Genomic DNA, 16,076 nt, shown 5'->3' on the forward strand with positions numbered 1-16,076 from the left:
TCAGTAATGATCGCTAGCGAGGAAAATGTCAACCCTTCTCTTAGCTCAATGAGATCGATATCATCTTCAAAATCTAATATTCCATTGTTTCCTGTATCTACGGTCAACCGAAATACATCTTCCCCTCTTAAAATTATCTTGCTATAATCAATCCGGGGATTTAAACCCAAGCTAATAGCTGAAAACTTTTAGCTGACACCTAGTTAATAACGATCGCTTGAAAAAATCAACCCCCTGCGATGCTAAGGCTTTAATATAAAATCCGGTTATACAGTTATTGCACTCTCTACTTCCATTCAACGCAGACATAAAATGCCGGAATATCCACAGATAATTCCCACTCTCATCCTGACTTTCTCCTGATTCAGTCCTGCTGACTCGGTCTCCCTGAATCATACGATAACTAATTATCCGGATACTATATAAACTCAATTTTTCGATAATGTAGTGGGGAACAGGCAACAGGCAACAGACAACAGGCAACAGTGGGAAAAGCATTTCTGGCATCTTACGGTTCATCATCAATCTATGTCAAACACCAACTCGTTCTTTGCTATATAGTTTAATTTGCCAACAAAACAAAGGATAGCCAACAATGCCCGATCGCTCTCTTTGGATTACAGGGCCAACTCTTAGCGGTAAGACAAGTCGGTTAATAGAACAATTTTGTATAAGAGGCCAAAATCTGAAGTCTCCCCTAAATGAAATTGTTAGGCCAGAAAATTCCGAAAATATTTTAGACGATCGCCCAAATATACCAGACTTTCTGCATACTTCGCCCAAGATACTAATATTGGCGGCTAATGCAAATAATCGACTTGACTTGATGGACAGAATTTCCGAGGCTACATTAGAACAATACCCATATCATTCAACTACACCATTAGGTTTTTTTGAAGATGAAGTCAACTTATTCTGGCCATTGCTAATCGAATCCTTGGACTTAAAGGCACAATTTCCATTACGACTACGGCCCGAAACAGAACAGGAACTTGCTGGCAGAGTTTGGCGTCCTCACATAAAGAAAGGATTATTGCAACAGCCAGGAGTAACTAGAGAGCGGATGACACGCCGAACTCTTGACCTATTTCAATTGGCTGCTTTCAGTTGCACGCCTATAGAAGAGACCGCAATGATTTTACAACAGGGATTTGAGCAAGTAGATTCAGGGGAATTCTATGCCAATATAGTAGAATTGCTGCAACAGTGGCGACATTGGTGTTTACAAAAAGGCTTGCTAACTTATGGTATCATCACAGAGTTATACTGGCGGTATCTACTACCAAATCCTAATTATCAGCAATATCTAATTGACCGTTATCCATTTTTGTTGGCAGATGATGTGGATGAATATCCAGCGATCGCTAGTCATTTATGCAACTTTCTCTTAGATAATGGAACTTTAGGCGTTTTTACTTATAATCCTGATGGTGGTATTAGATTAGGTCTGGGAGCTGACCCCAAATATTTAGCAGAACTGCAGAAACGCTGTCAAATTGAAGTATTAGACACTGAACAAAATTTAGCTACAGAAATAGGAGAACCTATTGTTGAATTAGTCCTGGATACTTATAGTCTTAATTCTTCTATTTTCCAACTTCCGGCTTTTTTACAATTAATTCAGACTAGATCGCGGGCGGCTTTGTTACGAAAAACGGCAGAGGCGATCGTTAAAGATATAAAATTGGGTATAGTAGAACCTCAAGAAGTAGCAATAATAGCTCCTGGTTTAGATGCCATTGCTCGTTATAGTTTGATTTCAATTCTCCATCATGCTGGAATTGCTGTAGACTCACTCAAAGACCAACGTCCTCTAATTAGCTATCCCACGATCCGAGCATTGTTGAGTCTTTTAACTTTGGTTTATCGTGGGTTGGGACGTTTAGTAGACCGTGATGCAGTGGCAGAAATGTTGGTTGTATTAAGTCAAAGGTCTATTGGCAAAGCTGAAAAACAAACAGATGGTCAAGAAAATTTACAGAGGACTAATGATATAGATCCAGTGCGCGCAGGTTTGTTAGCAGATCACTGCTTTTATCCAGATCTTACACATCCACACTTGCTGCCAATACAAGCTTTTTCTCGATGGGATAGAGTCGGGTATCAAGCAACTCGTGTTTATAATCAAATTTTGGAATGGATAGAAGAACAGCGGTCGCAACAACAACAACGTCAACTGCCTAACCCGATATTTTTGTTAGACAGAGCAATTCAGAAATTCTTTATGTCTAGCTATCTTTCTTTTACTGAGTTAGCAGCACTACGAGAGTTGATGGAAACCGCTACCCACTATTGGGAAGTAGAGCGCAGACTGCAACAAAGTTCAAAATTTTCGGTAACAACCGCTATTACCAACGACTCAGTGGAAGAAGACTTATCATCTAGTACAGTAGAAAAATTTATCCAATTTTTACGCAAAGGAGTTGTTAGTGCAAATCCTTTTCCCGTGAGGACAATTGGTTATTCTCCCCCAGCAATTACTTTGGCAACAGTTTTTCAATATCGAGCTAGTCGTAGATGTCATAGATGGCAGTTTTGGTTAGATATAGGCTCCCCTCTGTGGTTAAGTGGAGGTACTGCTACTCTCTATGGAGCGCCATTATTTTTGCAAAGTCAGTTAGGAAATTCTTGGACTATTGAAGATACGCAAAAATTCGATCGGGAAAGACTGCGAAGAATTTTGTTAGATTTGTTAAGTCGTGTAGGTTCTCCTGTAGATTATGGCAACAATAGTTCAGCTAATGAGTCAAATGAATATCGGATTTACCTTTGTCATAGCGATTTAGCTGTTAATGGACAGGAACAAACCGGGCCACTTTTACCCTTGGTCTACAATTCTATATCTAATACTGCTTAGTTGGACAATTTACAATAAATGCCTATTGTAATTATTGGTCAAATTGAGGACCAATGAAAAATAAATGATTTTATTACTATAAAAAAAAGTATTTGTCAATAAAAATCACAAACTAATTAAAGATAATTTTTAGAAGGAGAAAAATAATGGGAACAGGATTAACACCTGTAAATATGCAAATAGTTATAAGGGAAATAAATGGTTTTCCCATACGAGGTTTTATTAGTGATAATGGTGACTTTGTACCATTACAGCCAGTACCATCACCAACCCCGACAGAAACACCCACACCCACACCCACACCCACACCAACTCCAACAGAAACACCTACACCCACACCCACACCAACCCCAACAGAAACACCCACACCCACACCCACACCCACACCAACCCCAACAGAAACACCCACACCCACACCAGAACCAACACCAACACCAGAACCAGAACCAACCCCACCACCAACAGAAGTTATCGAAGTTAGAGCTGATAATGGCGAGCTAATTGGTTTAATTGTTAACGGCGTGTTTCAGGCATTACCCACACCAACACCAACACCAACCCCACCACCAACTGCTTCGCCAGTACCACCACCACAACCAATAGCTGTCGATGACGAAGTGACAACTAACCAGAGTCAAACCGTTAGTTTTAATGTCCTCGAAAATGACATCGACCCTTCAGGTAATTCAATATTTGTTAGTAATTTTAGCTTACCTACCAATGGTTCATTACTAGAAAATGGTACAGGAACTTTCACTTATACCCCCAGACAATTTTTTATTGGAACAGATAGTTTTAGTTATTCTGTAAGCAATGGTACTAGCAGTTCTCTGGCAACAGTTAACATCAGTGTTCTTAGTGAAGGAGCGCCCATCAGAGTTGAGGGAGTATTCCGAGGCACCCCCAATAATGAATTTTTAATTGGTAGCGACCAAGTAGATGTCATATTTGGAGCGGTGGGTGATGATACTATTATTGGTCAAGGTGGTAATGATGAAATTAGAGGAGATGAAAATAATGATACTCTCAATGGCAGTCGAGGTAATGATACAGTTGTAGGAAACCAAGGAAATGATAACGCCCGTGGTGGTAAAGATGACGACCTGATTTTAGGAGAGGAGGGTAATGATATATTATTTGGCGATCGCGGAAATGATACAGTTAGTGGAGGAGATGGTCGAGATACTATTTATGGCGGTAGAGATAATGATAGTGTTTCTGGTGATGCAGGAGATGATGAGGTATTTGGTGACAGAGGAGATGATGCTGTCTTTGGTGGAGATGGTAACGATAATGTTCTTGGTGGTGAGGGGAACGACTTTGTTAGCGGTGGCGCTGGGGAGGACTTTGTTAGTGGTGGTCTAGGTAATGATCGCTTATTTGGAGACCCTGGCAGCGATACTATTTTTGGTGATGAAGGCAATGACGAAGTATCTGGCGGTTTCGGCAACGACTCAATATTTGGAGGTTCAGGAGCAGACCTGCTCAGTGGTGATGGGGATAATGATACGGTAGACGGTGGAGATGGTAACGACCAAGTTCAAGGAAATATTGGTAACGACTTTCTAATAGGGGGTTCAGGTACAGATACTCTGATTGGTAATGAGGGTAGCGATACATTTTTCATTAGTCCTGAAAATGGCGGTCCTGAAATTTTCGAGGCAGATGTTATTTCTGACTTCAATGGTAATGCTGACCTAATTCGTTTAGGAGGAGGTCTTGGGTTTGATGACTTAGTTATTTTCCAAAGTCCCAGTGGTACAGGTCGTGATACTATTATTCAGAATGGTTCTGATGGTCCATTTTTGGCAATATTAGTAGGAGTTGACAGTAATACTATTAATGCTGGTAATTTCATTGGTTCTGGTGGATTTCCTTTTCCTACTCCTTCTCCCACAGGTACGCCAGACCCTACAGGCACACCAGACCCTACAGGCACACCAGACCCTACAGGCACACCAGAACCAACAGAAACACCAGACCCTACAGGCACACCAGAACCGACAGAAACACCAGAACCGACAGAAACACCAGAACCGACAGAAACACCAGAACCAACACCAGAACCAACACCTCCACCCATTCCTAACCGCAGACCAAATGCAGCAGATGACGAAGTAGCAACTAGTCAAAGTAAATTAGTAGAATTTAATGTATTAGAAAACGATTCCGATCCTGACGGCGATCCTCTAACAGTAACTGATTTTACATCAGTCTCCAATGGAGAGTTAGTGCAGAAAAGCAATGGGTTATTTGAATATACTCCAGATGATGGTTTTGTAGGTACAGAAAGTTTCAGCTACACTATCAGCGATGGTAATGGGGGTAGCGATACTGCTAATGTGACAATTACAATTAACCGATCGCCAGAGTTAGTTAACAATACTGGCATAGTAGTAGAAGCTGCTTCAGGTATACGGTTTATAAATTCCAATAATTTGCAAGCATCTGATGCTGATAATTCTCCTGATGAGTTAATATACACAATTACTGATGCTCCAGACTTAGGCGACCTGAGAATAGGAGATAGTTCTCGTTTACGGGAGGGAGATACCTTCACTCAAGAAGATATTAACAATAACTTACTACAATTTACTCCAGATGATACGGCAGGTAGTGACTTTTTTACCTACACAGTCTCTGATGTTGCCGGGGGTCAGGTTCCTCCCAACTCATTTAGTATTGGTATTGTAGATGATACTAAAACATTAACCAATGAAGCGGATAACTTCACTGGTACTGCCCTAAGTAATAATATTTTGGGATTAGCAGGAGACGATAGTATTGATGGTCTCAGTAGCAGCGACTATATAGATGGTGGTGAAGGAAGCGACTCTCTGTTAGGCGACTCTGGTGATGACTGTCTATTTGGTGGCAGTCAACAAGATAATCTCAGAGGTGGTGATGGTTCCGATAGTTTATTTGGTGGTGATGGCAATGATCGCATTTCTGGAGATACAGGCAATGATCGCATTTCTGGAGATGCTGGTAACGACAACCTCTTAGGAGGAGAAGGCAGCGACAGTATGACTGGAGGAGAAGGTAACGACTCTCTTCTAGGAGCAGATGGTGACGATACCATAGCTGGCAATGCGGGTAACGATACCATTCGCAGTGGAGCTGACAACGACTCCGTAACTGGTGGAGACGGTAGCGATCTAATAGACGGTGGTTCAGACAACGATACTATTAGTAGTGGAGCAGGAGCAGATACAGTTTTAGGTGGTTCAGAGAACGATTCAATATTTGGAGAAGAAGGTGATGACTCTCTGGTTGGTGATGATGGTAATGACACTATCGACGCTGGTCCGGGTCAGGATATCATTTTGGGTGATATAGGAGATGATAGTATCCAAGGTGGTGATGACAATGATGGAATTGACGGTAGCATTGGTAATGATACTATAGCTGGAGGTTCTGGTTCCGATCGACTGACAGGTGGTGCCGGGAATGATTTCTTCTTCTATGAAGTTGCAGACCAAGGTATAGATACAGTCAGAGATTTCGACCGACCAGGTGATGATGATACATTACTATTTACATCTGCTAACTTTGGCGGTTTAACTAATAGCGGTTTTTCTAGTGTAATTCTCCAGGATGAGAATATAGGATCGGAAGGTCAGAGTATCGGTGATGCAGAACTGATTATTTTTGAAGGTAAGTTTGATAATGCACAAGCAGTCAATGCTGCCTTAAATGTACAAAATGGCTCCAGCGATCGCCCTGCTTTCTTTGTTTACCTCAATGGTCAACGTGGAAAATATGTCTTTGGTTATGACACAAGTTTAGCTGATGACAGTGTTCCTGCTTTTGAGTTGGGTATACTTCAGTCTATTGAACCTGAAGAAGACCAAATTTCAACCATTATTGATGCTGGTGATTTTGAGTTTATATAAGGCAACAGGCAACAGGCAACAGGGAATAGGGGAGTGTGGGGAGTATGGGAGTAAATTTCAACCTTTTTCCCCTATTGTCTAACTGAATATCCTTACTTCTATTCCGTTGTCTATAAAAAAATAGACATCTCCATTGAAGAAGGAGTCAGGAGTCAGGAGAATGGAGTCGATGGGGATTCTCACCCCACCAACCGCATTTGCACCCCCGCTGACGGTGGGGTATTAAACCCATAAGGGATAAAGATAATAAAAAATCAAATTAATTATCCCACAGAAATTATCAATTATTTCCCCTACTCCCTACTCCCTTTTATCTCATAGCAATTATCAGGAAAAATTAAAATGGCACAAACAGAAAGAGTCAAACAACAAGTCGAACTACCATCAACAATTTTTATTCGAGGTTTAGCAGAAGGAAGTATTTTCAGCGACTCCATCATTGGGAGTACAGTAGCAGATACAATTTTAGCATTGTCTGGAGATGATACAGTTTTTGCTCTAGATGAAAATGACGCTCTCCTGGGAGATGAAGGTCAAGACCAAATGAACGGAAATGCCGGAAATGATTTTCTAGACGGTGGTCCGGGAGATGATAGTTTACGAGGTGGCAAAGATTTAGATTCTCTGTTCGGAGGTAGTGGTAGTGACGTATTATTTGGCGATCGCGACAGTGATACTATCTGGGGAGAAGAAGGCAACGATACTATCTATGGAGGTAAAGAGAATGATAGTATTGTCGGTGGTGGAGAGGACGATCTATTATTCGGCGACCGGGGGGATGATTTTGTTGCTGGGGACATCGGTAATGATACAGTAGTTGGTGGAGCGGGTGACGATCGCTTATTAGGGAATGATGGTGGAGATACATTATTTGGTGAAACAGGTAGAGATATTCTAGAAGGTAATACAGGAGATGATGTACTTTTTGGAGGAAAAGATGCAGACTCACTAGCAGGAGGTGTTGGTGCAGATTTCCTCTCTGGAGACCTTGGTGCAGATACAATTTCAGGAGGAATAGGGCAAGATACCTTTAATATTACTCGTGATTCAGGAGGTCCTGGAGTTAGCAGTGCAGATTTTATTAATGACTTCAGTAACGAAGATTTAATCGGTCTTAGCAATGGTTTGAGTTTTGAAGAACTAAGTATTTTTGCATCAGAAGACAACCCCGATAACACTATTATTAGTGTCGGTGGTACGAACGGCAATTTTTTGGCAGTGCTAGAAGGAGTTGAAAGTAGCACAATAGACTCCAGTGACTTTGTAACATTATCACTCCCTACACCCACACCTCCTGGACCAACAACTTCACCAAGTCCAACTTCCACACCCACACCTACAGAAACTCCCACACCCACACCTACAGAAACTCCCACACCCACACCTACAGAAACTCCCACACCCACACCTACAGAAACTCCCACACCCACACCCACAGAAACTCCCACACCCACACCCACAGAAACTCCCACACCCACACCCACAGAAACTCCAGAACCTTCCAACAACCCCCCTGAAGCAGAGGACGATAACTTAACGACAAATCAAAATGAACCATTAACTTTTACTACTCAAGAACTACTCGAAAACGACTCTGACCCAGATGGAGACCCTCTCAGTATTTCTGCCATAGGTACACCACGAAATGGTTCATTAGTACAAGAAAACAGTACAACCTACACATATACTCCCAATACTGGGTTCCTGGGAGAGGACAGTTTTAGTTATAGTATTAGTGACGGCAATGGTGGTTCCGATACTGCTCAAGTTAATATTAAAGTCAATGACTCACCGCAGTTAGTTAATAACCGAGGTATCATTGCTGAGAGAGGTGGAGCAAGACAAACAATATTCAATACTAATCTTTTAGTTACAGATACCGACAACACAGCAGAAGAAATTACCTACAATATTATCAGGGCACCCATACAAGGTAATCTGACATTAGTTGATGATAGTATCAATAATGACGATACTTTTTCTCAAGCTGATATTAATAACAACTTAATTCTATATACTCCGGGTAACACAGCAGGTAGGTTTCCGTTTACTTTTTCTGTTTCTGATGGCGATAATGGAACAATTCCAACTACATCCTTTAGTATTACTGTTGTTGATAATATATCTGAAGGTGGAGGTGGTGATAATACCATTAACGGTACTCCCGCAAGTGACTACATTCTCGGAAATGCTGGAGAGGATACTATTAGTGGTCGTGCTGGAGAGGATATTTTAGATGGAGGAGCGGACGAAGATTCTATATTAGGTGAAGCTGGAAATGACTCTTTGTTTGGTGCAGAACAAGCTGATACATTATTTGGAGGAGTAGGCAACGATACTCTAGATGGTGGTGCTGATAGTGACTCTTTGTTAGGAGAAGACGGCAGCGATCTATTATTAGGAGCAGAACAACAAGATACTCTCAGAGGTGGACAGGGTAACGATACCCTAGACGGAGGTACGGGCAATGACTCTCTATCCGGTGAAGATGATAATGACTCTTTATTTGGTAATACTGGAAATGATACTTTAGGAGGTAATTCTGGTAATGATACTCTAGACGGTGGTGCTGATGATGACCTGCTGCTTGGCCAAACTGGTAGCGATAGTTTATTCGGTGGGTTAGGCAACGATAGTGTTGTTGGTGGGGTCGGTGATGACTCTTTGAGTGGTGGTGCAGGGGTTGACACTCTTGATGGTAATGAAGGAAATGATTTTATCAGTGGTGACGAAGGTAACGACAGTATTAATGGCAATATAGGTGATGACTCTTTGAGTGGTGGTTTTGGTGCGGACAGGTTAACTGGTAATGAGGGAGATGATGCTTTCTTTTTTGAAGTTCCCAATGAAGGAGTCGATGTAATTACTGATTTTAATGGTAGTAATGTAGATGTATTCTTGTTTAGATCCAGTAATTTTGGCAATTTAACTAATCCTCCTGGCACTGCTACAGAATTTTCTAGTGTGATAATTTCTCTTGATAATTTGGGTTCCCAAGGTCAAGATATAAGTGGTCAAGAACTAATTATTTTTGAGAATAGATTTGAAAATGTGCAGCAAGTTAATTCTATTCTGAATAATCAAAATGGTTCGGGAACAAGTCCTGCTTTCTTTATCTATGTAAATAATAGTTTGAATAGTAAAGTTATCTTAGGATATGACCCAAATCTTGAGGATGATGGTAATCCTGCTTTTGATTTAGCAGTCCTTAATAATATACCTCTTGTTCCTGATGCTATTAGTACTGTTATTGACTCTTCAGATTTTAAGTTTATTTAACCCTAGGAGGTAATATGAAAATGTAAAAAATCGTTCAAATCAGTCGCAAAAGTGGATAAAAATAGTTCGACCGAGCTATTATCCACGATTTTATTTTTTAGGAGAATAAATCTTCAAAGTCTAGTTAATATAATGTGCCCCCTCTGGGGGAGCTACCCTAGTCCCTTCCAGGGGAGCTACGCTAACAAATAAGCGCGTTATAATAAAGTTTTTGTTTGTAGTTGAGCTTTAGCCCTTTAATTAAATACTTGTCTTATATCATGTATCTTTGAAGAAGCACAATAAAAAATTTAGGGAGTAGGGAGCAGGGAGTAGAGAGTAGGGAACAAGGGAAAGTTTGTTTGCGCAGCATGGCCTAGGAAAAAATATTCTCTCTCAAGAAAAGAACATTTTTATTATGGCTAATTAATGAGACTTGATATTAGGACTAGAGCAAAATTACGAAGCCCTATTATAACTGTTTTACCATAAGCGTAGCTCCCCCGAAGGGGGCAAATGATATAATTTATCCCAGATAACGATCAGCAAATAATACTTGCAATATCTAGATAACTTTATAAGATTATACCAATTGTTAAAAAGGAAAAAAAATGTTAACCTTAACAAAGTTGTAGAGCAAAAAAACATCAAATTTTATGGTTGAAACTAATTCAATTAGTTACAGTTTGACTTTCCCAATACGAGAAATGTTGAATGAATATAGATGGGTTCGTTCGATTTAAGTAACTTGATAAATTAAAGTTATTAATAATACCATATCCGAATAATTAAGTATAATAAAAATGTTCTCCTCTTGCTCTTGAAGGGAACTCCAAAATTTCTGATTATATTCAGAATTCCCTCTTTAATTTACACCTACCACCTACTACCTAAGAACTTTATTTTTACTAATTAAGCGGACATGATATAACCTGTAATAAAAACAATATTATCCCTTGTAAAAATTAACAATATTACTACATCATCAAGAAGTAGATAAACAAAAAAAATCTTGACCTTGTCTAATACTAGCTAACGTAAATTATATATTATTTAAGAGGTAGAAAAATGGCTTCAGCAGGCACACCTATAAATGTTGAAATAATTACAAGGATAATAAATGGCTTTCCCATACGAGGTTTCCTTGATGATAATGGTGACTTTGTACCATTACAACCAGTACCGACGGCATCCCCAACACCAGAACCAACACCAGCACCAACCCCAGCACCAACCCCAGCACCAACCCCAGCACCAACCCCAGCACCAACACCAGCGCCAACACCAGCACCAATACCAGCACCAACCCCAGCACCAACACCAGCACCAACCCCAGCACCAACCCCAGCACCAACCCCAGCAACAACCCCAGCGCCAACACCCATACCAACAACTCCCGAAGGTAGGGAAATAGTTGTAATAGATGGTATAATAGGTTTCTTCGATGCAAATGGCGACTTTGTAGTGATAGAACCAGTAGAACCAACAGAACCACCAGTAATAACACCAACTCCACCAGTAATAACACCAACCCCACCAGTAATAACACCAGCACCAACCCCATCTCCTACACCAGCACCAACGCCTGCAACAACGCCAGCTCCCGTACCTACAGCACCAGGAGGAGGAACTTTACTTCCAGGTGGTGAAGCAGTGGGCACCGAGGGAGACGATCTAGCATTTGGTAGTGTCTTCAGCGATACATATTCTGCACTAGGTGGCAATGATATAGTATTTGGCCAAGAAGAAGGTGATTCTTTACTTGGCCAAGAAGGCAACGACCAAATCAACGGCAACCGAGGCAATGATACAGTTAGCGGTGGTTTGGGAGATGATAGTCTACGAGGTGGAAGAGATGCTGACTCTGTTCTCGGTGATGCTGGGAATGATACAGTATTGGGCGATCGCGGCTCAGATACAGTCAGAGGTGGAGAAGGTAGAGACGTTATTTACGGTGGTAAGGAAAACGATTATGTAGCAGGAGGAGAAGAAAACGACTTTGTTTCAGGAGATATTGGCGATGATACGGTAGCAGGAGATGGAGGTAATGATACGCTTCTCGGTCAGGATGGTAATGATATTATCTCTGGTGGTGCGGGGTTAGATGTTATTAGCGGTGGTAAAGGTACTGATAGTATTTCAGGAAATGAAGATAATGATTCTTTATCAGGAAACCAAGGTAACGATACTTTAGATGGTGGTACGGGAGATGACGTATTATCTGGAGGTAAAGATGATGACTTATTATTAGGAGATGCAGGTGCTGACACTCTCAATGGCGAACGAGGAAACGATACTCTAGATGGTGGGGAGGCAAATGATGTCCTCTCAGGTGGTAAAGGAAATGATTCTCTTGATGGAGGTCAGGGTGACGATCTATTGATAGGTGGTCGAGGTAGTGATATTTTAACTGGGGGCGAGGGTGAAGATAGTTTCGTTATTGTAGATTTTGAGGAATCTGATAATTTATATACTGTTACTGACTTTAATACTACAGATGACCTTCTTAGTTTGGAGGGAGGTCTAACGTTTGAAGATTTAGAAATATCTGACGAGGGTGGTAATACTGTTATTCGGAATGCTGACGGTAATACTTTGGCTATCTTAATTGGTGTTGATAGTGGCACTCTTAATTCTGGTAATTTCTTCCCTACTCCAGAAACTCCTTTTCCTACAGCTACACCAACACCAACAGACTCGCCAGACCCAACACCAACACCAACACCAACAGACTCGCCAGACCCATCACCAACCCCAACGGACTCGCCAGACCCAACACCATCACCAACCCCAACGGACTCGCCAGACCCAACACCATCACCAACCCCAACGGACTCGCCAGACTCAACACCATCACCAACCCCAACAGACTCGCCAGACCCAACACCATCACCAACACCAACAGACTCGCCAGACCCAACACCATCACCAACCCCTCCAGATCCAGGTGAAGTAACACCACCTTCTCTCAACGATCCTCCCACTGACATTCTGTTAGATAACGATAGTGTGGAAGAAAATAGTGAAGCAGGTACAGTTATTGGTACATTTACCACAGAAGACCCAGATGAAAGTGATGTCCATGAATATAGATTAGTTGATGATGCTGATGGACGCTTTGCTCTCAACGAAGACCAGCTAGTTGTAGCAGAGGGAACAAATCTTGATTTTGAGGAACAAGAGACCTATGACATCCAAGTCAGAACATTTGACAATGCTGGAGAAAACTTAACTAAGTCATTTACGATCGCCCTGCTCAATGTCAACGACCCACCAGAAATTACAATTCCTGACAACCAACAACTGGTTAATGAAGGGGAACAATTAGATATTGTTGGTATTGAGGTAACAGACCCCGATGCTGGAGACGGAGAATTAGAAGTTACCCTAGAAACTACTAATGACGGTAACCTCACCCTTAATTCTACCTCTGGTCTCACCTTTACAACTGGTGATGGTCAAGCAGATGCGGAAATAGTATTTACCGGAAGTTTAGAAAATATTAACCAATCTCTCAACACCCTGACATATACAGGTAATAACTCAGGTAGTGATTCTATCAGCATCTCGGTAAATGACCAAGGCAACACAGGTTTAGGCGAACCTCAAACTGATACTGCTTTAATTAATCTCAGTATTAATGATTTACCATTGGTGGGAACGAATACCGAATTAGTGGTCAATACACAAGAGACTGGAATAATAGATAATACTCTCCTAGAAACAACCGATGATAGTAAGACTTCTCTAATTTATACGGTTACAGAATTCCCTACTCGTGGTAATTTGCTAGTTGATGGAGGAAGCTTTACCAGTTTTACTCAGGAGGATATTGACCAAGGGTTACTTACTTATGAACACGATAATAATGATACTAAAAATGATTCTTTTAGTTTCAGTGTTTCAGACCAGGTAGGAGGTGAAACCACAGACACATTTGAAATCAGAGTTAATGTCCCGCCAAATATTACGAGCAAAAATTTAAGTCTCGATGAAGATACCCAGGAAGAAATTACTAATAAAAATCTACTGGCAGAAGATCCTGATACTGATGCTGTTGCAGAAACTCTAATTTATGAAGTTACAGAATTACCAACCAGTGGAAAACTACAACTAGGAAAGGCAATTCTGGAAGTAACGGATACTTTCACTCAAGAGGATATTGACCAAGGCAGTCTCTCTTACCAACATACAGGAGATGAACCTGGGACAGATACATTTAGTTATGTTGTGACTGACCAAGACGGGGGTACGACCAGTGGGTTACTAAATATTAATATTAATCCCGGTGATACCTCTCCCATAGCTGGTGATGATGTATTTGAGACTAACGAAGATACGGCAATAACTATTAATAAGTCAGAATTATTGGCAAATGATTCCGAAGCTGATGGTGAGCAAATTACAATTACTGAGTTTGCTGCCGATAATATTAAAAATGGCACTTTAGCAGAAACAACAGAGAGTTTCATCTATACGCCTAATGAGAATTTTAGTGGGCAGGAGAGTTTCACATATACTATTACGGATACTCAAGGGTTCACAGATACAGCAACAGTCAACATTAATGTTACTCCCGTTGCCGATACTCCTAACCTGGAAATATCTACACCAAATGTATCAGGAACAGATATAGAAGAGCTACCTCTGGGTATAGCTGCTAGTTTAGTAGATACTAGCGGTTCAGAAAATCTGTCTATTACTATTAGTGGAGTGCCAGCAGGAGCAACTCTTTCCGCAGGAACAGACCAAGGTGATGGTAGTTGGGTTTTGACCCCAGAGGAATTAACCAATTTAACTATCTCCCCTCCTGGAGACCGAGAGACCGGAACAACCTTTAGTTTTGACTTAACAGTTACAGCTACAGCAACAGAAACAGCTAACGATGCTACTGCGACTCAAACAGGTACTATATCCGTACAAGTAGAAGCATTAAACGATGCACCAGTACTAACAGACCTAGGAAATTTAGCTCTGACAACTATCAATGAAAATGAAGTAAATAATACTGGCACTCCCGTCGCAGATATTATCGCTGGTGCAGTTACAGATGCTGATGGAGGAGCGAGTAGCGGAATAGCTATTACTCAAATAGATAATAGTAATGGTCTGTGGCAATATTCCGTAGATGATGGTACAAACTGGGTAGACGTGAGTAATAGCAATACGACATTACTGACAGCTACAACAAGTGAACGCCTACGTTTTGTTCCCAATACCGACTTTTTCGGCGATGCCACTATTCAATTCCGTGGTTGGGATACCACCGACGGCAGCAGTAATACTAGCGAACTAACCGATATCTCAACCATAGGTGGCACAAATGCCTTTAGTGAAGGTGTTGGTACTGCTAATATCTTGGTCAACGACATCCCCGAAATTACTAAAAACAGTGAACTGGTTGTCAACCTTGGGGGGACAGGAAGCATCAGTCAGAATTTATTGCAGACAACGGATGGGGATAATGGTACAAATGCTTTTACTTATACAGTTACCACTGAAGCAGCAGCAGGAATATTACAACTGGAGGATAACCCCACCAATACTTTCACTCAAGAAAATATCAATAGTGGCGTAGTTATCTACCAACACACAGCTACTGATACAAATGATGACTCCTTTAGTTTCCAAGTCATTGATGTTGATGGCGGTAAAGTGACAGATACCTTTAATATTCGGGTCAACGATCCACCTGTCGGTACTACGACTGACCTAAGTGCATTTATTGGTCAAAGTAAGGTCATTCCTACAGAAAATCTCCAATTTATTGACCCTGATGTAGAAACTGCCACTCCTGCTTCTCTACAATATACCCTGACTGAAGTGCCGACTTTAGGGGAATTACAACAGGGAGGAGAAACTTTAGCAGTAGGAAGTAAATTCACTCAGGAAAATCTCGATAATGGAGAAATTAGTTATGCAACTACTACTGCCGGTATTGGCCTGCTCGGCAACGGGCTGCTGCACAGGTGCAGCTAGTACACTGGTGGCAGTAGCACCTGGCTGCATGAGTTCTTCAGCAGCGCTCGCTGTCGCGGTTTGCACTGTCGCCGTAGGATTAACCG

6 protein-coding genes are annotated in these 16,076 nt (G+C 41.3%); 4 read left to right on the forward strand and 2 right to left on the reverse strand.

Going from position 1 to position 16,076, the window contains the following annotated elements; translation table 11 throughout:
- Positions 1-171: 171 nt before the first annotated feature.
- Entirely contained in the window at positions 172-522 is a 351-nt protein-coding gene (locus tag F6K13_RS02525) for a hypothetical protein (RefSeq protein WP_124144589.1), read from the reverse strand.
- A gap of 73 nt (positions 523-595) precedes the next feature.
- Here F6K13_RS02525 and F6K13_RS02530 point away from each other — a divergent pair, with 73 nt between their 5' ends.
- From F6K13_RS02530 to F6K13_RS02540, 3 genes are all read left to right on the forward strand, one after another.
- Complete coding sequence (locus F6K13_RS02530; protein WP_287286767.1) at positions 596-2,857, forward strand: recombinase family protein; 2,262 nt, start codon at positions 596-598, stop codon at positions 2,855-2,857.
- 146 nt (positions 2,858-3,003) lie between these two features.
- A complete protein-coding gene (locus F6K13_RS02535; RefSeq protein ID WP_287286768.1) occupies positions 3,004-6,753 on the forward strand; it encodes an Ig-like domain-containing protein in 3,750 nt (1,249 codons plus the stop codon).
- A gap of 342 nt (positions 6,754-7,095) precedes the next feature.
- On the forward strand, positions 7,096-10,032 hold the full coding sequence (locus F6K13_RS02540; protein WP_287286770.1) for a cadherin-like domain-containing protein: 2,937 nt from the start codon (positions 7,096-7,098) through the stop codon (positions 10,030-10,032).
- Between the two features lie 1,028 nt (positions 10,033-11,060).
- Here F6K13_RS02540 and F6K13_RS02545 read toward each other — a convergent pair.
- Complete coding sequence (locus F6K13_RS02545) at positions 11,061-11,672, reverse strand: hypothetical protein (RefSeq protein WP_192901331.1); 612 nt, start codon at positions 11,670-11,672, stop codon at positions 11,061-11,063.
- On the opposite strand from F6K13_RS02545, the gene F6K13_RS02550 reads away from it, so the two are divergent.
- Entirely contained in the window at positions 11,665-15,990 is a 4,326-nt protein-coding gene (locus F6K13_RS02550) for a cadherin-like domain-containing protein (protein WP_287286772.1), read from the forward strand. The genes F6K13_RS02545 and F6K13_RS02550 overlap by 8 nt on opposite strands.
- Positions 15,991-16,076 lie beyond the last annotated feature (86 nt).

Source organism: Okeania sp. SIO2B9 (assembly GCF_010672505.1).
GTDB lineage: Bacteria > Cyanobacteriota > Cyanobacteriia > Cyanobacteriales > Microcoleaceae > Okeania > Okeania hirsuta.